The sequence below is a fragment of the Streptomyces sp. MMBL 11-1 genome (assembly GCF_028622875.1).
In the GTDB taxonomy this organism is placed as follows: Bacteria; Actinomycetota; Actinomycetes; order Streptomycetales; family Streptomycetaceae; genus Streptomyces.
The window spans coordinates 3515749-3537838 of the sequence record NZ_CP117709.1; the positions used below are offsets into that span (position 1 = coordinate 3515749).

At 70.5% G+C, this 22090-nt stretch carries 19 protein-coding genes and 4 tRNA genes; 8 read left to right on the forward strand and 15 right to left on the reverse strand.

All coding sequences use genetic code 11. The features are described from left to right. Positions 1–60: 60 nt before the first annotated feature. The 3 genes from PSQ21_RS15200 (at position 61) to PSQ21_RS15210 (ending at position 344) form a co-directional block, all read left to right on the forward strand. Positions 61–133, forward strand: a tRNA-Glu gene (locus PSQ21_RS15200). A gap of 38 nt (positions 134–171) precedes the next feature. Continuing rightward, positions 172–246, forward strand: a tRNA-Asp gene (locus PSQ21_RS15205). A 21-nt stretch (positions 247–267) separates the two neighbouring features. After that, positions 268–344 (forward strand) — tRNA-Phe (locus PSQ21_RS15210). A gap of 178 nt (positions 345–522) precedes the next feature. Here the strand turns inward: PSQ21_RS15210 and PSQ21_RS15215 are convergent. The 4 genes from PSQ21_RS15215 to PSQ21_RS15230 all read right to left on the reverse strand — a co-directional run bounded on the left by PSQ21_RS15215 (position 523) and on the right by PSQ21_RS15230 (position 3449). After that, positions 523–1014 carry a hypothetical protein gene (locus PSQ21_RS15215; RefSeq protein WP_274031036.1) on the reverse strand — a complete coding sequence of 164 codons (492 nt, stop codon included), beginning with the start codon at positions 1012–1014 and terminating at the stop codon, positions 523–525. A gap of 150 nt (positions 1015–1164) precedes the next feature. After that, positions 1165–2055: a cytochrome c biogenesis CcdA family protein gene (locus PSQ21_RS15220; protein WP_274031037.1), complete on the reverse strand. Its 891-nt coding sequence runs from the start codon at positions 2053–2055 to the stop codon at positions 1165–1167. Then, positions 2052–2882: a DsbA family protein gene (locus tag PSQ21_RS15225; protein WP_274031038.1), complete on the reverse strand. Its 831-nt coding sequence runs from the start codon at positions 2880–2882 to the stop codon at positions 2052–2054. Before PSQ21_RS15225 ends, PSQ21_RS15220 begins: the two co-directional genes overlap by 4 nt. 57 nt (positions 2883–2939) lie before the next feature. Continuing rightward, a complete protein-coding gene (locus PSQ21_RS15230) occupies positions 2940–3449 on the reverse strand; it encodes a hypothetical protein (protein ID WP_274031039.1) in 510 nt (169 codons plus the stop codon). Between the two features lie 131 nt (positions 3450–3580). Between PSQ21_RS15230 and hrpA the strand changes: the two genes are divergently transcribed. From hrpA to PSQ21_RS15245, 3 genes are all read left to right on the forward strand, one after another. Further along, the gene (hrpA, locus tag PSQ21_RS15235) at positions 3581–7513 is read left to right on the forward strand and encodes an ATP-dependent RNA helicase HrpA (protein WP_274031040.1); all 3933 of its coding nucleotides are present in this window, start codon (positions 3581–3583) and stop codon (positions 7511–7513) included. A 127-nt stretch (positions 7514–7640) separates the two neighbouring features. Then, positions 7641–7715, forward strand: a tRNA-Asp gene (locus PSQ21_RS15240). 152 nt (positions 7716–7867) lie between these two features. Continuing rightward, positions 7868–8176 (forward strand): DUF6274 family protein, encoded by a 309-nt coding sequence (locus PSQ21_RS15245; protein WP_274031041.1) that lies wholly within the window; start codon positions 7868–7870, stop codon positions 8174–8176. 697 nt (positions 8177–8873) lie between these two features. On the opposite strand, the gene bldC is transcribed toward PSQ21_RS15245, so the two are convergent. Together bldC and PSQ21_RS15255 are read right to left on the reverse strand one after the other, a co-directional pair. Next, positions 8874–9080, reverse strand: a complete 207-nt coding sequence (gene bldC / locus PSQ21_RS15250) for a developmental transcriptional regulator BldC (RefSeq protein WP_003949541.1) — start codon at positions 9078–9080, stop codon at positions 8874–8876. Positions 9081–9758: 678 nt separating this feature from the next. Then, positions 9759–10604 carry a hypothetical protein gene (locus PSQ21_RS15255; protein WP_274031049.1) on the reverse strand — a complete coding sequence of 282 codons (846 nt, stop codon included), beginning with the start codon at positions 10602–10604 and terminating at the stop codon, positions 9759–9761. Between the two features lie 174 nt (positions 10605–10778). On the opposite strand from PSQ21_RS15255, the gene PSQ21_RS15260 reads away from it, so the two are divergent. After that, positions 10779–11861: a Leu/Phe/Val dehydrogenase gene (locus PSQ21_RS15260; RefSeq protein ID WP_274031050.1), complete on the forward strand. Its 1083-nt coding sequence runs from the start codon at positions 10779–10781 to the stop codon at positions 11859–11861. Positions 11862–12152: 291 nt separating this feature from the next. Further along, entirely contained in the window at positions 12153–12410 is a 258-nt protein-coding gene (locus PSQ21_RS15265; protein ID WP_007447468.1) for a DUF3073 domain-containing protein, read from the forward strand. Between the two features lie 129 nt (positions 12411–12539). Here the strand turns inward: PSQ21_RS15265 and purM are convergent, their stop codons facing one another. From purM to purS, 9 genes are all read right to left on the reverse strand, one after another. Further along, the gene (gene purM / locus PSQ21_RS15270) at positions 12540–13613 is read right to left on the reverse strand and encodes a phosphoribosylformylglycinamidine cyclo-ligase (protein WP_274031051.1); all 1074 of its coding nucleotides are present in this window, start codon (positions 13611–13613) and stop codon (positions 12540–12542) included. 60 nt (positions 13614–13673) lie between these two features. Beyond that, on the reverse strand, positions 13674–15200 hold the full coding sequence (gene purF / locus PSQ21_RS15275; RefSeq protein ID WP_274031052.1) for an amidophosphoribosyltransferase: 1527 nt from the start codon (positions 15198–15200) through the stop codon (positions 13674–13676). A gap of 331 nt (positions 15201–15531) precedes the next feature. Then, on the reverse strand, positions 15532–16392 hold the full coding sequence (locus tag PSQ21_RS15280; RefSeq protein ID WP_274031053.1) for an META domain-containing protein: 861 nt from the start codon (positions 16390–16392) through the stop codon (positions 15532–15534). A 108-nt stretch (positions 16393–16500) separates the two neighbouring features. Further along, positions 16501–17304: a maleylpyruvate isomerase family mycothiol-dependent enzyme gene (locus PSQ21_RS15285; protein WP_274031055.1), complete on the reverse strand. Its 804-nt coding sequence runs from the start codon at positions 17302–17304 to the stop codon at positions 16501–16503. Positions 17305–17340: 36 nt separating this feature from the next. Continuing rightward, entirely contained in the window at positions 17341–18240 is a 900-nt protein-coding gene (locus tag PSQ21_RS15290; protein ID WP_274031056.1) for a M23 family metallopeptidase, read from the reverse strand. A gap of 36 nt (positions 18241–18276) precedes the next feature. Continuing rightward, entirely contained in the window at positions 18277–18783 is a 507-nt protein-coding gene (locus tag PSQ21_RS15295) for an ArsR/SmtB family transcription factor (RefSeq protein ID WP_274031057.1), read from the reverse strand. A gap of 110 nt (positions 18784–18893) precedes the next feature. Continuing rightward, positions 18894–21143, reverse strand: coding sequence for a phosphoribosylformylglycinamidine synthase subunit PurL (gene purL, locus PSQ21_RS15300; RefSeq protein ID WP_274031058.1), 2250 nt, complete (start codon positions 21141–21143; stop codon positions 18894–18896). Continuing rightward, on the reverse strand, positions 21140–21820 hold the full coding sequence (purQ, locus tag PSQ21_RS15305) for a phosphoribosylformylglycinamidine synthase subunit PurQ (RefSeq protein ID WP_274031059.1): 681 nt from the start codon (positions 21818–21820) through the stop codon (positions 21140–21142). The genes purL and purQ overlap by 4 nt, the downstream gene beginning before the upstream one ends. Further along, positions 21817–22068 (reverse strand): phosphoribosylformylglycinamidine synthase subunit PurS, encoded by a 252-nt coding sequence (gene purS / locus PSQ21_RS15310; protein WP_274031060.1) that lies wholly within the window; start codon positions 22066–22068, stop codon positions 21817–21819. The genes purQ and purS overlap by 4 nt, the downstream gene beginning before the upstream one ends. Between the last annotated feature and the right edge of the window lie 22 nt (positions 22069–22090).

Sequence of the window (22090 nt, forward strand, 5' to 3'; positions counted from 1 at the left end):
ACCCATCCCATATGCTTCTCACGTCCCCGACGCGCTGCAAAGCGAACAGGCGGGCCAATAGCCCTCATCGTCTAGTGGCCCAGGACGCCGCCCTTTCAAGGCGGTAGCACGGGTTCGAATCCCGTTGGGGGCACGTTTCACCCTGTGCGAGACTTGTTTCGCACATTGCTTGGTCCTGTGGAGCAGTTTGGAGTGCTCGCCACCCTGTCAAGGTGGAGGCCGCGGGTTCAAATCCCGTCAGGACCGCTGCAGCCCCAGCGGCTGCGTGGCTGGGTAGCTCAGTTGGTACGAGCGATCGCCTGAAAAGCGATAGGTCGCCGGTTCGATCCCGGCCCCAGCCACCACGGAAAGCGCCTCAGACGGATTTCTCGTCTGGGGCGCTTCTCATGTGCTGGGGAGGCTCGGGGCGACGTCGGGGACGGCCGAGGAGCTGAAGAGCACCGCACGGGACACGCCGGCGACGCGAGCCCTCCGAAAAGGGCACCATGTCCGCCGGCGGCCCGGCGTCGCCCACGGGCGGGATCAGCTAGCGAGCTGGGCCTGGTAGTGGGCTGCTACCGGGCCCAGCTCCGTCAGCCACTGGATCAGCTTCTGCTGCTTCTTCGCGTTGATCACGCACTCCACGAACCAGCCGTTCGGATGGATCAGGCCGACCCGCAGGAAGGTGCCCCGGGCCGTGTAGTGGAGCTGGGTGATCTGCTGCCAGGGGTAGTCGGTGACGTGGCCGCCGATGTCGAAGGAGACGCCCTGGTCGTCGATGACCAGGGCGTTGCTCTTGTCGAAGGCCACGAACTCCGGGGCGAGGGGAGCCGCCTGACCCCCGTACGGCGGCGGAGCCTGGCTCCCGTACGGCTGGGGCGCCTGGCCACCGTACGGAGTCGGAGCCTGGCCACCGTACGGCTGGGGCGTGTGGCTCCCGTACGGCGGAGGAGCCTGGCCACCGTACGGCGGCGGAGCGTACGGAGGCCGCGGCGGGAAATCTCCTGGCGGCGGGCCGAAGCCGGGGGTCGACATGGGCCCATTGTGCGCGAGCGCCCCAGGCTCCGAGGAGAGCGGGGCGCTCCGCCGAGGACGCGGCGAGCGCCGACTCCGCCCCGGAGGCTCCCGATGGACGCGAAGGCCCCGCGCCCCGCCCGGTGCGCGGGGCGCGGGGCCTTCGCCGTGTCACGCCTTCTCGGGCTCCTCGGTCCTCTCGGTCTTCTCGGGCTCCTCGGTCGTCTCCGCCGATGCGTCCGTGCCGCGCCGGCGCAGGGCACGGGCGCCCAGGACCAGCAGCGCCACGAGCACCGCCGCTCCCAGCAGCACCCCGTCCGGCACCCGTTCGCCCAGGTTCTGCGCCCACTGCTCGACCGCGAACGAGTCGTCGACACCCAGCAGGCCGGGCAGCGCGGTCGTCCCGTCGTACACGAGGAACAGCGTGCCGAGCCCGATGAAGAACAGCCCCGACAGCAGCGACGTGGTGTGCAGCTCGAACCGGCCGAGCCGGACGGCACGGCCGCGCAGCCAGGTCCGGCGGCCGAGGTCGAAGCGTTCCCAGAGCAGGGCCAGCACGAAGAGCGGTACGGCCATCCCGAGCGCGTAGACCGCCAGCAGCAGCCCCCCGTAGACCGGGCTGCCGCTGACCGCCGCGACGGTCAGGACGCTGCCGAGGATCGGGCCCGCGCAGAATCCGGCCAGGCCGTAGACCGCGCCCAGGGCGTAGACGGAGAACGCCGTGGTGGGGCGGATCCGGCCGCTGAGGGCCGCGATCCGCCGGGACGCGAAGCCGAGGCCGACGATCTGCGCGACGCCGAGCACGATGATCAGCCAGCCCGCGCCCATGACGAGGGCGTCGCGGTGACCGTAGAACAGCCGTCCCGCGTAGCTGCCGGCCGCGCCGAGCGGGACGAGGGTCGTGGCGAGCCCGGCGTAGAAGATGCCGGTGCGGGCCAGGAGCCGGGAGGTGGAGTCGATGGAGTACGCGAAGAAGGCCGGCAGCAGCAGCGCGCTGCACGGACTGATCAGGGCGAGCAGCCCGCCGAGGAAGGCCGCGAAGTAGCCGATGTCCGCCGTCACTTGGCGGCTTCCCCTGCGTCGTTGCCCGCGTTGCCGGTGCCCTTCCCGGCGGTCTTCGCCTGCTCGGCGGCGGCCTCGATGGCCTGCTCGAACGTCTCGTCCGGCTGCGCTCCCGCGATCGGACGGCCGTTGATCAGGAACGACGGGGTGGACGTCGCGCCGATGCTGTACGCCTGCTCCCGGTCCTTCGCGACGGCGTCCCGGGCGGGCTTGCCGTCGAGGTCCTTCATGAAGCGGTTCAGGTCCTTCACCCCGGCCTCTTCGGCGAGCGCCTCGACCCGGTCCTTGCCGAACCCCTTCTCCTTCGCCCCTTCGGCGTAGGCGGCGCTGTGGAACTCCCAGAAGCGGTCCTGCTGCCCGGCGGCCCAGGCGCCGCGCGCGGCGTTCTCGGACTCCTCGCCGAAGATCGGGAAGTTGCGCCACTCGATGCGCAGCGTGCCGTTCTTCACGTACTTCTCGATCAGCTCCGGTTCGGTGTCCCGGGCGAACTTGCCGCAGTAGCCGCACTTGAAGTCGGCGTACTCGATCAGGACGACCGGGGCGTCGGCGCGGCCGATGGCCAGCTTGTCGTTCGCGTCCCGGCGGGCGAGCTTCGCCAGCTCCGGGTAGACGCCCTCGTTCGGGTCGGCGGAGACCTCGGCGGCCGGGGCGGCGGAGGTGTCCGGGGCGGTGTCGTCGGGGGCGGTGGCCCGGTACGACGCGAAGCCGAGGAGACCGGCGGCGACGACGATCACCGCGCCGTAGACCAGGGGCTTGCGGGAGGAGGACTTCGGGCCCGTGGAGGCGGGCTTCTCGGGCGTGGAGACGGGCTTCTTGGGCGTGGTCATGCGGCACTCCGTGCTGAGGATGCGGGAGGGGAAGGGCGCGGATCGGGCATGGCCCTCCTACACGCGCAGCACGGAGAGTTCCACGGGGGTCGGGGTGTGCGTGGCCGGGGCGCGGGCCCGCGCCCCCGGCGGCGGCTCGGCCGGCAGCACGACCGTCGCGGCGGGCAGCCCCCACGGGGCGAGGCCGGGCGGCTGGTCGTACCCGGACCGGGCGCGGGAGGGGACGGCGGGCTCGCCGTCGTGATCGCGGAGCTTCCCGCAGCCGGGGACCCGGGTGCCCGCGTCGGCGTCTTCGGCCATCGGGGCCAGGGCCGGGGCTTGAGTCTGGGCCGAGGTCGCGTCCGGGACCTGGGCCGAGGTCGCGTCCGGGACCTGGGCCGAGGTCGGGTCCAGGGCCTGGGCCGGCGCGGCCGAAGCCGTCGGCGCGGCGGCGAAAGGCGCGGCAACCATCGGCGCGGTGCCTCCGGAAGCGACTGTCGGGGGCACCGCCGTCGCCACCGGCCCGCACAGCAGTCCCACGACGACCGTGAGCAGCGCCGCCAGGCTCCACCACTGCGTACGGGACACGGGACCTGGCCTTTCTCGCGCTGGGACGGTGGCAAAGGGTTCGACTGCCCGAAATGGTACGTGCCGCGTGACGCAGCCCGCGCGAAATGAGGTCGCCACTCCGTGGGCCCGGGTGAGATCCTGGGGGCCGTATGTCTACTTCCTTCGCCGATCTCCAGTCCCAGCTCGGACAGCTCTCGCTCCGTGACGCGAACCGGCTCGGCCGGCGCCTCGAAGGAGCGCGCCGCATCCGCAAGCCCGAGGCCCGCCAGTCCGTGCTGGACGAGATCGCGGCCGAGGCGGGAAAGGCGGCCGACCGGCTCGCGGCGCGCGCGGCCCGGCTGCCCGCCCTGTCGTACCCGGAAGAGCTGCCCGTCAGCCAGAAGAAGGACGAGATCCTGGAGGCGATACGCGACCACCAGGTCGTGATCGTCGCCGGCGAGACCGGGTCCGGGAAGACCACGCAGATCCCCAAGATCTGTATGGAGCTGGGGCGCGGCGTCCGGGGCATGATCGGGCACACCCAGCCCCGCCGGATCGCCGCCCGCACGGTCGCTGAGCGCGTCGCGGACGAGCTGAGCACGCCGCTGGGCGAGACGGTCGGCTGGAAGGTCCGTTTCACCGACCAGGTGAACCCGGAGTCGACGTATCTGAAGCTGATGACGGACGGCATCCTGCTCGCCGAGATCCAGACGGACCGCGAGCTGCTGGCGTACGACACGATCATCATCGACGAGGCCCACGAGCGGTCCCTCAACATCGACTTCCTGCTCGGCTATCTGGCCAGGCTGCTGCCCCGCCGCCCCGATCTGAAGGTCGTCATCACCTCGGCGACCATCGACCCGGAGCGGTTCGCGCGCCACTTCGGCGAGGCACCGATCGTGGAGGTCAGCGGTCGGACGTATCCGGTGGAGGTGCGATATCGCCCCCTGCTCGAAGACGAGAGCGAGGACTCCGACCGCGACCAGATCACCGCGATCTGCGACGCCGTCGACGAGCTGGGCCACGAGGCCCCGGGCGACGTCCTGGTCTTCCTCTCCGGCGAGCGCGAGATCCGGGACACGGCGGACGCGCTGAACAAGCGGAACCTCAGACACACCGAGGTGCTCCCCCTCTACGCGCGCCTCTCGCACGCCGAGCAGCACCGCGTCTTCCAGCGCCACACGGGACGCCGCATCGTCCTGGCGACCAACGTGGCCGAGACCTCGCTGACGGTCCCCGGCATCAAGTACGTGATCGACCCGGGCAACGCCCGTATCTCCCGCTACAGCCACCGCACCAAGGTCCAGCGGCTGCCGATCGAGCGGATCTCGCAGGCCAGCGCCAACCAGCGCAAGGGCCGCTGCGGCCGTACGTCGGACGGCATCTGCATCCGGCTGTACTCCGAGGACGACTTCGTCACCCGGCCGGAGTTCACCGACCCGGAGATCCTGCGGACCAACCTGGCCTCCGTCATCCTCCAGATGACCGCCGCCGGGCTCGGCGACATCGAGAAGTTCCCCTTCATCGACCCGCCGGACCACCGCAACATCCGCGACGGGGTCCAGCTGCTCCAGGAGCTGGGCGCGCTCGACCCGGGCGAGAAGGATCCGAAGAAGCGGCTCACCCCCCTCGGCCGCAAGCTCTCCCAGCTGCCTGTCGACCCGCGTCTGGCCCGCATGGTCATCGAGGCCGACCGCAACGGCTGCGTCCGCGAGGTCATGGTCATCGCCGCCGCGCTCTCCATCCAGGACCCGCGCGAGCGGCCCGCGGAGAAGCAGACGCAGGCCGACCAGAACCACGCCCGGTTCAAGGACGAGACCTCCGACTTCCTGGCGTACCTGAACCTCTGGGCCTACGTCCGCGAGCAGCAGAGGGAGCGTGGCTCGTCCTCGTTCCGCCGGATGTGCAAACAGGAGTACCTGAACTTCCTGCGCATCCGCGAATGGCAGGACATCTACGCGCAGCTGCGTACGGTCGCCAAGCAGATGGGCATCACCGTCGAGGAGCCCAAGGCGGAGGGGTCCGTCCCCGAGCAGGCGGTGCACACCTCGCTGCTGGCCGGGCTGCTGTCGCACATCGGGCTGAAGGACACCGAGAAGAACGAGTACCTGGGCGCGCGCAGCGCCAAGTTCGCGATCTTCCCCGGGTCGGCGCTGTTCAAGAAGCAGCCCCGGTTCGTGATGTCGGCGGAGCTGGTGGAGACCTCCCGGCTGTGGGCGCGGGTCAACGCCAAGGTCGAGCCCGAATGGATCGAACCGCTCGCCGGGCATCTGCTGAAGCGCACCTACAGCGAGCCGCACTGGGAGAAGGACCAGGCCGCGGTGATGGCGTTCGAACGGGTCACCCTTTACGGGGTACCGATCGTCGCTCAGCGCAAGGTCAATTTCGGCCGTATCGACCAGGAGGCCTCGCGGGATCTGTTCATCCGCAACGCCCTGGTGGAGGGCGACTGGCGCACCCACCACCAGTTCTTCCATGACAATCGCAAACTCCTCGGCGAGGTAGAGGAGTTGGAGCACCGCGCCCGCCGCCGCGACATCCTCGTGGACGACGAGACGCTGTTCGACTTCTACGACCAGCGGATTCCCGAGCACATCGTGTCCGGGGCGCACTTCGACTCCTGGTGGAAGAACAAGAAGCGCGAGGAGCCGGACGCGCTCGACTTCGAGCGCTCCATGCTCATCAACGAGAAGGCCGGGGCCGTCACCAAGGACGACTACCCGGACTCCTGGCGGCAGGGGAAGCTCAAGTTCAAGGTGACGTACCAGTTCGAGCCCGGCGCGGACGCGGACGGCGTGACCGTCCACGTACCGCTCCAGGTGCTCAACCAGGTCACCTCCGAGGGCTTCGACTGGCAGATCCCGGGGCTGCGCGAGGAGGTCGTCACCGAGCTGATCCGCTCGCTGCCGAAGCCGATCCGCCGGCACTACGTCCCCGCGCCGAACTACGCCGACGCGTTCCTCGACCGGGCGGTCCCGCTCCAGGAGCCGCTGCCGTTCACCCTGGCGCGGGAGCTCCAGCGGATGGTCGGCGTGCCGGTCACGGCCGACGACTTCGACCTCTCCCGGGTCCCGGACCATCTGAAGATCACGTTCCGGATCGTCGACGAGCGGCGGCGCAAGGTCGCCGAGGACAAGGACCTGGAGGCGCTGAAGCTCCGGCTGCGGCCGAAGGCCCGGCAGGCGCTCTCCAAGGCGGCCGCGGCGACCGCGGGGCCGTCCGGCGAGTCCATCGAGCGGTCCGGCCTCACCGACTGGACGATCGGCACCCTGGACAAGGTCTTCGAGACACGTCGTGCCGGTCAGCCGGTCAAGGCCTATCCGGCCCTCGTCGACCAGGGCGGCACCGTCGCCGTACGGCTCTTCGACACCGAGGCCGAGCAGCAGCAGGCGATGTGGCGCGGCACCCGGCGGCTGATCATGCTGAACATCCCGGTGAACCCGGCGAAGTTCGCCTCGGACCGGCTCTCCAACCAGCAGAAGCTGGCCCTGTCCCGTAATCCGCACGGTTCGGTCCAGGCGCTCTTCGAGGACTGCGCCACCGCGGCGGCCGACCGGCTGATCGCCGCGCACGGCGGACCGGCGTGGGACGAGAAGGCGTTCCGGACGCTGTACGACAAGGTGCGCGCCGATCTGGTGGACCTGACCGTCCGCACGATCGACCAGGTGCAGCAGATCCTGGCCGCCTGGCAGGCCTGCGAGCGCCGGCTGAAGTCGACGAACAGCCTGACGCTGGTGGCCAACGTCACCGATGTACGCGAGCAGCTGGCCCGTCTCGTACCGCCCGGTTTCGTTACGGCCACCGGACTGCGCCGGCTGCCGGACCTGATGCGCTATCTCGTGGCGGCCGACCGGCGGCTCCAGCAGATGCCGACGGCCGTGCAGCGGGACACCACGCGGATGGCGAAGGTCCACGAGATGCAGGACGAGTACGCCTGGCTGCTCGAACAGTTCCCGCAGGGCAGGCCGGTGCCGCAGGAGGCGCTGGACGTCCGCTGGATGATCGAGGAGCTGCGGGTCAGCTACTTCGCCCACGCGCTGGGCACCGCGTTCCCCGTCTCGGACAAGCGGATCGTGAAGGCGATCGACGCCCTCGCGCCCTGACACGGCGGCTTCGGCGGGCCCCGGGAGACCGTGACGGAGTCACCACCAGGAGTGAAGTCGACCTGGGCCTCCCACCTCCTGTACAGTCTGGTTTCGCAGCAAGCCGCAAGGCAAGCGGCGAAAACCTGGTCCTGTGGAGCAGTTTGGAGTGCTCGCCACCCTGTCAAGGTGGAGGCCGCGGGTTCAAATCCCGTCAGGACCGCAGTAGAAGAAAGCCCGGATCGTTTCGATCCGGGCTTTCTCGCGTCTTGACGGCGGCATCTGCCAGGGGTACCTCGTAGAGCAGGGGCCGTCCCTGTTCCCTCGGCGCTTCTCACGGCGGGGGACGGCCGGGCTCACCGGGAGGTGGCTCGTATGTCCGCGCCCACAGCACGACAGCCCGGAGCACGACATGAGACCCGCGCGCTCCTGCGGGCCCACCTGGCGGCCGCTTCCGCCTATCGCCACCTCACCCGGCACTGCGCGGTCTGCCACCGCCTCCTGCGGCTCGCCATGGAGCCCGGGGGAGACGGGGAGCGGAGAGCGTCCGGGGACCCCTCCGGGGCCCGTCGGGACGCCGTGCGGCCGGGCGGGGCCGGGGAGGGGGACGGGACCGGCGGCCGGGGCGAGGAGGAGGGCCGGGGCGAGGGGCGGGCCGGGGCCGAAAGACCTGCCGCGACATGACCATCGGCCGGATGCTTCCGCGTCCGGACAGTGGCACGCTCGGAGTTGGCAAGCATCGCGCGGTGTGACGGTAGTCACCGAAGGAGTTTTCCGACCGGGGGATTTTACACCTCCCCTACAACTGATGAATTTAATATGTGCAATTGCACGAGGCTGGCAGGTGTCCGAGGACCGTTCCGTCCGGGGCTGTCCCACCACGTCCCCACCATGTCCGGGACGCTCTCCCCCACTCCCGCACAGACCCGCTCACAGACCCACGAAGGCCACCCGGAGCCATCGTGGGGCCGGGCCCGCAGAACGCCTCCTCGGGCCGGCCGCCGGCGGGGCGCCGGAGAGCCTTCCGGGGCCCCGAAGCCGACCGACCGCCCGGTTCTGGGCCCGGTCGGCCCGAAAGGGCCGGGAACGGGCCCGGGAGCGGCCCGGAAGGGCCGTTGGGGGACCTCCGGCGGCCGTCCGGGGCACCCTTCCGGGCAAGGGCCGTCCGGGGCGCCCTCCGGGCAGGACACAAAAAAGATCGCGCTGGACCCGGCGGAGTCCAGCGCGATCGATACGACGGCACCCGTGGAACACAGGTATGACGCCCGTTGGGGCAGGCGTCCGTCGAGTGGAGCTATGGGTGGGCGGCTGAGGTTGGGGGACCTTGCAGCTGCCCGGGTTGTGATGCTGTGCTGCTGTGCTGCCGCGAGACAGGGGTGTGTCAGGCCTCGCTGCGCTGCTGCGGAATACCCGCAAGCAGTGCGCGGACCTCGGCCTCGCGGTACCGGCGATGTCCACCGAGCGTGCGGATGGACGTGAGCTTGCCAGCCTTGGCCCAACGGGTGACCGTCTTCGGGTCCACGCGGAACATCGTGGCAACCTCAGCCGGGGTCAGCAGCGGCTCGGCATCAGGGGTGCGAGCGGTCATGAGCGGCCTCCTCGGGAGAACCGAACCTTCTCGGTTCTTTCCTCTAAATTCTGCACCTTGACCCACGTTGCCCGGAATGGCGGACGCGGGCCGAGTCGGTTATAGGACGAACGGCTTGTCCTCGGCACTACAACTACACCATCCGCCCAGCCACGTCGGCCAAACCGATGGAATTGCCCTCCCAGGTGTTCATCAGCGACGGAAGCCGATGGACCATGCCATAGCGGACAGTCACACCCCAGTGACGATCAGTCACAGAGCGATCAGGAGTCCGCCAGACCACCCATAGAGTGCAATGTCGAGCATCCCGCCCTTACTTGGGCAGAAGGAGCCCTCCCCGGACTCCTTGTCCTATTTTGGCACGAGGAGTAGGGATAGGCGCAAGGGCCCTGTAAGTGCTGTCCATCACGCTTGAGGCAAAGGCCCGGTTCAGGACGTAGGTCCCGGACCCGGCGGAACACACTTCCGCCTCATCCATCACACGGACCGCACAGGGCACAGGTTCACGACCCGTCAATTGTTTGTCGAGCCCCTCTTCGTCGCCCTCCGTCGAGGCGACCCGGCCTCCTCCTCCTTCCGTACGCTCCGGCCTCGCGGCCGGTCCGCCGGCCCCTCGGCCGTCCTGGATGAAGGATGCCCCGGTTCCGTCACCTTGATGCCGCTGTGGGTCTTTTCACGTCAATTGGTGAACTGGAGGTCCCGGACCGCCCGCCAACGCTCCGCGAGGCGCGCGTACGCCTCCCCCGCGCCCTCGCTGTCGCCGTCCCGCAGCGCGGCGAGCCCCTCCGCCACATCCGCCGCCGAGCGGTCCCCGGCGAGCCTCTCCGCCGGCAACGCGTGCACGAGGCCCCCGTAGTCCAGCTCGACCAGGGAGCGCGGATGGAACTCCTCCAGCCAGCGCCCCACGTCCACCAGCCCCTCGGTCAGCGGGCCCTCGGAAACGTGTCCGCGCAGCGTCCGCAGCGCCCGCGCCAGCCGCCGCCGGGCCTCGACCATCGGGGTGCGGTAGCGCAGTACGGGCCCCGACCCCTCGCCGTCCGCCGCCGCGTACTCCCGCTCCTCGTCGCGGAAGAGGACGAACCAGCGCACCGGGACCTGCCACACCGTGGTGCGGATCCAGGGCCTCGCGTCCGGGTGGAGCCGCTGCCAGCGCTCGTGGTCCGCCGCGGCCTGGCCGCGCACCACCGCCGGCAGCACGACGTCGAGCACGTTGGCCGGAAACATTCCCCCGAGTTCCTCCAGGGCCAGCCAGCCCCGCAGCCTGGTGCGCCACGGGCAGACGCACACCACCCCGTCCAGCTCCGTCACGAACGCGTCGCCGCTCTCGTGCACGGGCACCCCCACCGGCGGCGTCGACGCCAAGTCGGCCAGCGAACGACGCAGTTCGTCCTGGGCCGTGGGGAGCTGCTCACGTTGCGCGTAGCGCGCCCAGTGGCCGCGCTCGGGCTCCGCGAAGGCGACGAGCGGCTCGTAGATCCGGAGGTAGGACGCGTAAGGGACGAGCACCGAAGACACCACCGACATGGAGCGCATCGTGTCACGGCGGATCACCCCCAGGGGGTGATCCTTCGCGCGGGGGCAGATCCGAGCCGCCGGAGGACTTACGCTCTTGCCCATCGGACCGGCCGTGCCGGTCGGTCCGGGGCCCTCCCCACCCCTAGGAGGGCCTCCGCCGCTTCGTACTTGGGAGTCACCACAGTGACCGATGTGACTGACGGCGTCCTGCACACCCTGTTCCACTCGGATCAGGGGGGTCACGAGCAAGTAGTGATCTGCCAGGACCGTGCCACCGGCCTCAAGGCCGTCATCGCCCTCCACTCCACCGCCCTGGGCCCGGCCCTCGGCGGCACCCGCTTCTACCCGTACGCCTCCGAGGCGGACGCCGTCGCCGACGCGCTGAACCTGTCGCGCGGGATGTCGTACAAGAACGCCCTGGCCGGTCTCGACCACGGTGGCGGCAAGGCCGTCATCATCGGCGACCCGGAGAAGATCAAGAGCGAGGAACTCCTCCTCGCCTACGGCCGGTTCGTCGCCTCGCTCGGCGGCCGCTACGTGACCGCCTGCGACGTCGGCACCTACGTCGCCGACATGGACGTCGTCGCCCGGGAGTGCCGCTGGACCACCGGCCGCTCCCCCGAGAACGGCGGCGCGGGCGACTCCTCGGTGCTCACCGCGTTCGGCGTCTTCCAGGGCATGCGGGCCTCGGCCCAGCACCTGTGGGGCGACCCGACACTGCGCGGCCGCAAGGTCGGCGTCGCCGGGGTCGGCAAGGTGGGCCACCACCTCGTCGAGCACCTGCTCGCCGACGGCGCCGAGGTCGTGATCACCGACGTCCGCGAGGAGTCGCTGCGCCGGATCACCGATGCACACCCCGAGGTCACCGTGGCGGCGGACACCGACGCGCTGATCCGCACCGAGGGCCTGGACGTCTACGCGCCGTGCGCGCTCGGCGGCGCGCTCGACGACGACACCGTCCCCGTGCTCACCGCGAAGGTGGTGTGCGGCGCGGCCAACAACCAGCTGGCGCACCCGGGCGTGGAGAAGGACCTGGCCGACCGGTCGGTTCTCTACGCCCCCGACTACGTGGTCAACGCCGGTGGCGTGATCCAGGTGGCCGACGAGCTGCACGGGTTCGACTTCGACCGGTGCAAGGCGAAGGCGGCGAGGATCTTCGACACCACGCTGGAAATATTCGCACGTGCGAAGGCGGATGGGATTCCGCCGGCCGCGGCGGCCGACCGGCTCGCCGAGCAGCGGATGGCGGAGGCGCACGCCCGCTGACGGGGCGGCCCTCGGCCACCCCGTACGACCCGCCGACCGGCGAGACAAGACTCACGCCGGTCGGCGGGTCGTACCTCCACAAGAGGTTAAAATCGCAGTTGACCAGGGAGGACGGGGCTCCTCACTGGCCCTGTGCCGGGACCGGAATGCGGGCGGCGTACCGTATGGCCACGGAAGCAGGTACCGTTAAAGCTCTACAGGCACGGTCTCTCTGCCGAGAGTCCGTCCTGAAACATGAACGCGTGTCAAGACTCTGGGGCCGTCGAGCCCCGTCACCGAGGGGGTCGAGCCATGGGGCGCGGCCGGGCAAAGGCCAAGCAGACCAAGGTCGCCCGCCAGCTGAAGTACAGCAGCGGCGGGACTGACCTGTCGCGTCTGGCCAATGAGCTGGGCGCATCGCCTTCGAGTCAGCCACCGAACGCAGAGCCGTTCGAGGACGACGACGAGGAAGATGACCCGTACGCACAGTACGCGGATCGCTACAACCAGGACGATGACGAGGATCAGGACGATCAGTCCGGTCCGTCGTCACAGCGCCGCGGCGCTTGACCTCGCGCTGACACATCAACCCGGTCCGGGCCTGCCCCGGGCCGGGTTCTGTGTGTCCCGATCCGGTCTTCGCCGTGGCCCCGTGGTGCGCCGGGGCGGGCCGCCCGGCGCACCACGGCGTGACGCTGTCTACCGGGCGTAGTCGCCGGTCAGCTCGGCGCCCGTGGCGCGGTCACCGCGCTCGGTGATCTCTCCGGCGACCCAGGAGTCGACCCCGCGGTCGGCCAGCGTCGTCAGTGCGGCGTCCACCGAGTCGGCCGGGACGATCGCGATCATGCCGACGCCCATGTTGAGCGTCTTCTCCAGCTCCAGCCGCTCGACCTGACCGGCCTTGCCGACCAGGTCGAAGACGGCTCCGGGCGTCCACGTGGAGCGGTCCACGGTGGCGTGCAGGCCGTCCGGGATCACCCGGGCCAGGTTGTTCGCCAGGCCGCCGCCGGTGACGTGGCTGAAGCCGTGCACCTCGGTCGTACGGGTGAGGGCCAGGCAGTCCAGGGAGTAGATCCGGGTGGGCTCCAGGAGCTCCTCGCCGAGCGTACGGCCGAACTCCTCGACCTCGCGGTCCAGGGACCAGCCGGCCCGGTCGAAGACCACGTGGCGGACGAGCGAGTACCCGTTCGAGTGAAGACCGGAGGACGCCATGGCGATGACCGCGTCACCCGTGCGGATACGGTCCGGGCCGAGCAGGCGGTCGGCCTCGACCACGCCCGTACCGGCTCCGGCGACGTCGAAGTCGTCCGGGCCGAGGAGACCCGGGTGCTCGGCCGTCTCGCCGCCGACCAGGGAGCAGCCCGCCAGGACGCAGCCTTCGGCGATGCCCTTCACGATGGCCGCGACACGCTCGGGGTGCACCTTGCCGACGCAGATGTAGTCGGTCATGAACAGGGGCTCGGCGCCGCAGACGACGAGGTCGTCCACGACCATGCCGACGAGGTCGTGGCCGATGGTGTCGTACACGCCCATCTTCCGCGCCAGGTCCACCTTGGTGCCGACGCCGTCCGTGGCGGAGGCGAGGAGCGGGCGCTCGTAGCGCTTCAGCGCCGAGGCGTCGAAGAGCCCGGCGAAGCCGCCGAGTCCGCCGAGTCCGGCGACCTCGGGGCGCTGGGTCTTCTTCACCCACTCCTTCATCAGCTCGACGGCACGGTCACCGGCTTCGATGTCGACGCCGGCCGCCGCGTAGGAAGCACCTGTTGTCTCAGACATGGCCTGGGATCTTTCGTGTGGAGATACGGGGCTGGTGGGGGATGCGGCGGCGCGTCCGGGTCACGGACGGCGCAGCGCGTCGGCCGCGGCGGTCGCCGCCGGGCCCGCCGCCAGCTCGGTCTCCAGCAGCTGCTTGCCGAGCAGCTCCGGGTCCGGGAGATCCATCGGGTATTCGCCGTCGAAGCAGGCGCGGCAGAGGTTCGGCTTGGGAATCGTCGTCGCCTCGATCATCGCGTCGATCGAGATGTACGAGAGGGAGTCGGCACCCATGGAGGTGCAGATCTCGTCGACGGTCATGCCGTTGGCGATCAGCTCGGCGCGGGTCGCGAAGTCGATCCCGAAGAAGCAGGGCCACTTCACCGGCGGCGAGGAGATCCGGATGTGGATCTCGGCGGCACCGGCCTCGCGGAGCATCCGGACCAGGGCGCGCTGGGTGTTGCCGCGGACGATCGAGTCGTCGACGACCACCAGGCGCTTGCCCTTGATGACTTCCTTCAGCGGATTCAGCTTGAGCCGGATGCCGAGCTGGCGGATGGTCTGCGAGGGCTGGATGAAGGTCCTGCCGACGTAGGCGTTCTTCACCAGTCCGGCGCCGAACGGGATGCCGCTGGCCTCCGCGTACCCGATCGCGGCGGGGGTGCCGGATTCCGGCGTCGCTATGACGAGGTCCGCCTCGACGGGGGCCTCGGCGGCCAGCTTGCGCCCCATCTCCACCCGGGAGAGGTAGACGTTGCGCCCGGCGATGTCGGTGTCGGGACGGGCCAGGTAGACGTACTCGAAGACACAGCCCTTGGGCTTCGCTTCTGCGAATCGAGTGGTGCGCAGACCGTTCTCGTCGATGGCGACGAGCTCGCCCGGCTCGATCTCGCGTACGTAGCTGGCACCGCAGATGTCGAGCGCGGCGGACTCGGATGCGACCACCCAGCCGCGCTCCAGCCGGCCGAGCACCAGCGGGCGGATGCCCTGCGGGTCGCGGGCGGCGTAGAGCGTGTGCTCGTCCATGAAGACGAGGGAGAACGCGCCCTTGACGTCGGGGAGCACCTTGGAGGCGGCTTCCTCGATGGTGAGCGGCTTGTCGTTCTCGTCGCGCTGTCCGGCGAGCAGCGCGGTCACCAGGTCGGTGTCGTTGGTCGCGGCGACCTGGGTGGCGCGGCCGTCCTTGCGCGGGAGGTCGGCGACCATCTCCGCGAGCTGGGCGGTGTTGACCAGGTTCCCGTTGTGACCGAGGGCGATCGAGCCGTGCGCGGTGGCACGGAACGTCGGCTGCGCGTTCTCCCACACCGAGGCACCGGTGGTGGAGTAGCGGGCATGACCGACCGCGATATGGCCCTGGAGAGAACCCAGAGACGTTTCGTCGAAGACCTGCGAGACCAGTCCCATGTCCTTGAAGACCAGGATCTGGGACCCGTTGCTCACTGCGATGCCCGCGGATTCCTGTCCGCGGTGCTGCAGGGCATACAGTCCGAAATAGGTGAGCTTGGCGACCTCTTCACCCGGAGCCCAGACACCGAAGACGCCACAAGCGTCCTGGGGGCCTTTCTCTCCGGGGAGCAGGTCGTGGTTGAGTCGTCCATCACCACGGGGCACGGCACCGAGTGTAGGCGAGATCGACCACTGGTCCGAATTGGGGACCGGTGGGCAAACCGACGGCGGCGCATGGGGAACGGGCCCGCCCGCCGCCCGGGGAGGGCGATTCGCGGGACTTCGGCCCGTGACGCTGTGTGACTGCCGCGCGGACGGGGAGGGCTCCACGAGGCGAACGCGGCGCTCACTTCCGGGCCCGGAGCCTGGTTACCGACAGGTAGGGGCCGGTGGGGGCGGCCGGGCGGCCGTGGCGCTCGGTGAACCCGCCCGATCGCCGCCCCGGCCCCTGGCCGAACGCTCGTTTCGTGGTGAGCCTCACACCGAGGGGCGGGGTTCAGCCGTGCTGGGAGCTGTTCCCGGCCCCGGCGGATGCGGCCGTGGCGCCGACGCCCTTGCCGTCGGCGGCGGTGAGCGTGAGGGCCTTGCCCTTGATCGTGTACGTGACCTTGCCGTCCAGGGCGGCGAGCACGGCGCGTTCCGTCTCCATCTCGGCCTCCGGGCACATCTTGCGGGTGCCGGTCACCGGCCCGAACGTGATCGTGGAGCCCTTGACCGTCGCCTGGCCGCGGAAGGAGTTGCAGCCGGAGTGGCCCTGCACGGCGCCGTCCTCGGAGAAGGTCAGATAGGGCGCCCTCTCCTTGGGCAGGTCCGCCGGTACGGTCGTGGCCGTCTCGCCGCTGAGCAACGTGGTCACGGCCCAGCGGGTGCCGACCAGATCGGCGGGCTTCTCCTCGCTGAGTGCCATCGAGTCGCCGCCTTCGGTGGTGAGGGTCAGTTTGTCGCCGGAGAGCTTCGCGGTGTGCTCGCCGCCCATGGCGTCGATGGCGGCCTTCTCGAACTTCTCGATGTTCTCCTCGCACGCCATCTGCGTGGTCACGGGCTTGCCCAGGGTGATCCGGTCACCCTGCACCCGGGCGTCCACGCTGATGTGGTTGCAGCCGAAGTGGGCCGTGGCCCGGCCCTTCGGGTCGATCTCCAGCCGGGCCCCTTCCGGGGCCTCGGTCTTCTTCCCGCCGACGGTCACGGAGTCGACGCTCCACGCCACCCCGGTGACGGGGACGTCGCTCTGCACGCTGTCGCCACCGCCACCGCCACCGCCACCGCCGCCGGAGCCGGAACCCGACTCCGTACCGCAGGCGGCGAGGGTGAGGAGGGCCAGGACACCGACGCTGAGGGCCATACGTTGTGTGTGCATGGCGATGTGACGGAACGAGGGGCGGATCCGGTTCCGCCCGCTCCGCTTCGGCCGTACGGAACCGGGGTGCCGCCTCCCGGAAACGCCCCGGCCGCCGGGCGGCCCCGCTCAGCCCATCAACGGCAGCAGCGCGGCCAGGTCGGCGCGCTCCCCACTGGCGCTGACCTCGGCGTCCTCCACGGCCCGCGCCCACTCCGTACGCCCGGTGGCGAGCCGGATCCAGGTCAGCGGGGAGGTCTCCACGACGTTGGGCGGGGTGCCCCGGGTGTGCTTGGGCCCGCCGATGCACTGGACCACCGCGAACGGCGGGACCCGCACCTCCACCGAGCCGCCCGGCGCCCGGTCCGCGAGGGCGTCGGCCAGCAGCCGGGTGCAGGCGGCCAGGGCCTGCCGGTCGTAGGGGATCTCCAGCCCGAGCGCCTCGTTCAGGTCGTCCGTGTGGACGACCAGCTCGACGGTCCGGGAGGCCAGATAGTCGCTCAGCCGCATGGAGCCGACCCGGACGGACAGCAGCCGTTCCCCCGTGCCGGTGGCCGGGACGGAACCGGTGAACCCCGCTTCAGCCTCCGCGAACAGCGTGGCGAGATCGGGCTCCCCGGCCGCCACCTCCTCGACGCCCTCGGCGATACCGGCGGCGTACGCGGCGGTGACCGACGGCCACTCCAGCAGGGCGACCTGGGGCTTGGGGCCTGGCGGCTCCGGCAGGGCCAGGGCCCGGGTGACGCTGCTCAGCCCGATCGCGATGTGCACGGCGAGCTCGCGCACCGCCCAGTCGCCGAGCCGGGTCGGCCGGTCGAGCTGATCCGGCGTCAACGCGGCGACGGCGTCGCGGACATGGGCGAACTGGGCGAGGACCGCCGTCCGGGTCCTGAGGTGATCGTAGGCGCGCGGGCGCTTCTTGGCCGGGGGCATGGGCCGAGACTAACCGGCGCCACTGACATCGCCCGGTCAGGCCTTCGCGACCTGGTCCCGGCCCCGCTCCTCGGCCGGCTCACCGACCGGCTCACCGACCGGCTCACCGACCGTGAACGTCTCGCCGTTCGCGGGCACTCCGAGGCCTCGCCAGGTGAACGGGACGCCCCGGGCGTTGTCCAGGTCCGGGCCGTCCATCAGCTGGAAGTGGAGGTGGGGTTCGGTGGTGTTGCCGGAGTTGCCGCACCGCGCGATCGGCTGCCCTGCCCGGACGGTGTCCCCGGCCTTCACCCGGATCGAGCCGCGCCGGGCGTGCGCGTAGGCGGCGTACGTACCGTCGCCGAGGTCGAGGATCACGTGGTTGCCGACGATCCGGTGCACGCCGAGGATCGACCGGACGGTGCCCTCGACGAGCATCAGATAGGCGAGCGCGGGCAGTGAGCTGCGGCTCAGATGGTCGCGCTGGCCGTCGCTCGCCTGCACGACCGTGGCGTCGGCCACCGCGAGCAGCGGGGCGCCGAAGGCCGGGAAGGCGCGGTTGCGGCGGAAGAACGGCCAGACCCAACCGAACGCCGGCCGGGCCGGTGGCTCGCCCTCCCCCGTCTCCGGGTCGGCCACGATGTCGATCGCGTACGTCTGCCCGTAGACGTGCGTCCCATGGCTCGGCACCTTGTCCGCCGGGCTGTTCAGCGCCTTCCAGCGGCCGGTGACCGGCGGATCGACCTCCACCGGGGACCTCGGCTCGCCCTGCGGTGCCGCGGCCCTGGTCTGCCCTGCCGTCGTCGCCACCATGAGGGCGAGGACGACCGCCGCGGGCAGGAAGGTCGTCGCCCAGCCCGGCCCTGGCAGATCCGTGAAGAACTCGCCGATCATCAGCGCGAACAGGACCAGCCAGGACAGCCGCATGGCGATCTGGACGGCGGTGCGGACGGACATGTCTCCCCCAGGGCTTCGTGTCTTCTCGTCGTCAGGTCAGGGCCGCGCCGCCGTCAGCACCACCAGCAGCGGTACGACCCGGGTGGGCGGCACCTCGTACCTGCCGCGGCCCGCCGCGTGCAGCCAGCCCGCGCCGGTCAGCTGGCGCAGGTGGTGGTAGATCTGGCCGGTGGTGCCCAACGCGTCGAGCGCGGCCAGTTCGGCGGTCGTCCTCAGACCGCCGAGGATCTCGCGGAGCAGGCGCAGCCGGACCGGGTGGCCCAGCGCGGCGAACGAATCGGCGGCGTCCGCCCAGTCCCCGTCGAACAGGGCCTCGGTGAGGGCGCCGTACTGCCACTCGTAACTCTCTCCGGTGGGCAGCCGGACCGCGCCCGTGTAGAGCACTCCCCCGTCGGCTGCGGCCTCCCCGACCTCGGTGAGCTGCTGTTTCAGCCCGTCCAGCGCCCAGAAGTCGCCGTCGCCCAGGCGGGGGGACCCGGGGTCCTGCCGCTCCAGGGCCGTGAGCCGCCTCTCCAGCTCGGCGACCCGCTGCTCCAGCTCCATGACACCAACCTTACGTAATTACGTAATCTCTGACAAGGGGTGGGGAAAGGCCGAAGCCCCCGCCCGGAGGACCCGGGCGGGGGCTTCGAAAACGCCGGTCGGCGCGCGGCTCAGGCGAGCAGTGCGGGGATCGTCGCCTCGTGCGCCGTACGGAGCTCGCTCAGCGGGATGCTGAACTCGCCCTGGATCTCGATCTCCTCGCCGTCCACGACACCGATGCGGGTGACGGGCAGACCGCGCGCGCCGCACATGTCGGTGAAGCGGAGCTCCTCGCTGCGCGGGATCGAGACGACCGCGCGCCCCGCCGACTCGGAGAAGAGGAACGTGAACGCGTCCAGGCCGTCCGGCACGACCAGCCGGGCGCCCTTCCCGCCGCGCAGGCAGGACTCGGTGACGGCCTGGATCAGGCCGCCGTCGCTCAGGTCGTGCGCGGCGTCGATCATGCCGTCGCGGGAGGCCGAGATCAGGATCTCGGCGAGCAGCTTCTCGCGGCCGAGGTCCACCTTCGGGGGCAGGCCGCCCAGGTGCTGGTGGACGACCTCGGACCAGGCCGAGCCGCCGAACTCCTCGCGGGTGTCGCCCAGCAGGTAGAGGAGCTGGCCCTCCTCCGCGAAGGCGACCGGCGTACGCCGGTTGACGTCGTCGATCACGCCGAGCACGGCCACGACCGGCGTCGGGTGGATCGCCGTCTCACCGGTCTGGTTGTACAGCGAGACGTTGCCGCCGGTGACCGGGGTGCCCAGCTCCAGGCAGCCGTCCGCGAGACCGCGGGTGGCCTCGGCGAACTGCCACATGACGTCCGGGTCCTCGGGCGAGCCGAAGTTCAGGCAGTTGGAGATCGCCAGCGGCTTCGCGCCCGACGCGGCGACGTTGCGGTACGACTCCGCCAGCGCGAGCTGCGCACCGGCGTACGGGTCGAGCTTGGCGTACCGGCCGTTGCCGTCGGTCGCCATGGCCACACCCAGGTTCGACTCGGCGTCGATGCGGACCATGCCCGCGTCCTCGGGCATCGCCAGCACGGTGTTGCCCTGGACGAAGCGGTCGTACTGGTCGGTGATCCAGGACTTGGAGGCCTGGTTCGGGGAGGCGACCAGCTTCAGGACCTGCTCGCGCAGCTCGGCGGCGTCCTTCGGCCGGGCGAGCTCGCCGGCGTCGTCGGCCTGGAGCGCGTCCTGCCAGGACGGCCGGGCGAACGGACGGTGGTAGACCGGGCCTTCGTGCGCGACGGTGCGCGGCGGCACGTCCACGATCTGCTCGCCGTGCCAGAAGATCTCCAGCTGGGAGCCCTCGGTCACCTCACCGATGACGGTGGCGATGACGTCCCACTTCTCGCAGATCTCCAGGAAACGGTCCACGTGCTGCGGCTCGACGATCGCGCACATGCGCTCCTGCGACTCGCTCATGAGGATTTCCTCGGGCGAGAGGGAGGAGTCGCGCAGCGGCACGGTGTCCAGCTCGACGCGCATCCCGCCGGAACCGGCGGAGGCCAGCTCGGAGGTGGCGCAGGAGAGCCCGGCGCCACCGAGGTCCTGGATGCCGTCGACGAGCTTCTCGCCGAAGATCTCCAGGGTGCACTCGATGAGGAGCTTCTCCTGGAACGGGTCGCCGACCTGGACGGCGGGGCGCTTGGCCGGGCCGGTGGACTCGAAGGTCTCCGAGGCCAGCACGGAGACGCCGCCGATGCCGTCGCCGCCGGTGCGGGCGCCGTAGAGGATCACCTTGTTGCCGGCGCCGGAGGCCTTGGCGAGGTGGATGTCCTCGTGCTTCATCACGCCGATGCAGCCGGCGTTGACCAGCGGGTTGCCCTGGTAGCAGGCGTCGAAGACGACCTCGCCGCCGATGTTGGGCAGGCCCAGGCAGTTGCCGTAGCCGCCGATGCCCGCGACGACGCCCGGCAGGACGCGCTTGGTGTCGGGGTGGTCGGCCGCGCCGAAGCGCAGCGGGTCCACGACCGCGATCGGGCGGGCGCCCATGGCGAGGATGTCGCGGACGATGCCGCCGATGCCCGTGGCCGCGCCCTGGTAGGGCTCGATGTACGAGGGGTGGTTGTGCGACTCGACCTTGAAGGTGACCGCGTACCCCTGGCCGACGTCGACGACGCCGGCGTTCTCGCCGATGCCGACGAGCATGGCGTCGTTGGCGGGGACCTTCTCGCCGAACTGCTTGAGGTGGACCTTGCTGCTCTTGTAGGAGCAGTGCTCCGACCACATCACGGAGTACATGGCGAGCTCGGCGCCGGTGGGACGGCGGCCCAGGATCTCGCGGATCCGGGCGTACTCGTCCTCCTTGAGGCCGAGCTCCTTCCAGGGCTGCTCGGCGTCCGGGGTCTCGGCCGCGTGCTTGACCGTATCCAGGCTCATGCGTTGACCAGCTTCTTGATGATCGAGGTGAAGAAACCGAGGCCGTCGGTGCGGCCGGTGCCGATGAGCGGCTCCACGGCGTGCTCCGGGTGCGGCATCAGGCCGACGATGTTGCCCGCGGCGTTGGTGATGCCCGCGATGTCGCGGAGCGAGCCGTTGGGGTTGCCGTCCAGGTAGCGGAAGGCGACGCGCCCCTCGGCCTCCAGCTCGTCGAGCGTGCGCTCGTCGGCGGTGTACCGGCCGTCCATGTTCTTGAGCGGGACGCTGATCTCCTGACCGCCGCTGTAGTCCGAGGTCCAGGCGGTCTCCGCGTTCTCCACCCGCAGCTTCTGGTCGCGGCAGATGAAGTGGAGGTGGTTGTTGCGCAGCATCGCGCCGGGCAGCAGGTGCGCCTCGGTCAGGATCTGGAAACCGTTGCAGATGCCGAGGACCGGCAGACCGGCCTTCGCCTGCTCGATGAGGGTTTCCATGACCGGCGAGAAGCGGGAAATCGCGCCGGCACGGAGGTAGTCCCCGTAGGAGAAACCGCCCGCCAGAACGACCGCGTCGACCTGGTGCAGGTCCTTGTCGCGGTGCCACAGCGATACGGGCTCGGCGCCCGCGATCCGGACGGCGCGCAGGGCGTCCTGATCGTCGAGGGTGCCGGGAAAAGTGACGACGCCGATACGGGTGGTCACTTCTCCTCCTCCACCTTCACGACGAAGTCCTCGATGACGGTGTTGGCGAGGAACGTCTCGGCCAGCTCGTTAATACGGGCGAGGGCGGCGTCGTCGACCGGCCCCTCGACCTCCAGCTCGAAACGCTTTCCCTGACGAACGTCCGCGATTGACTCGAAGCCGAGACGGGGCAGTGCGCGCTGCACCGCCTGTCCCTGCGGGTCGAGGATCTCGGGCTTGAGCATGACGTCGACTACGACGCGTGCCACTGGCACTCCCGGTGTGGTGGTG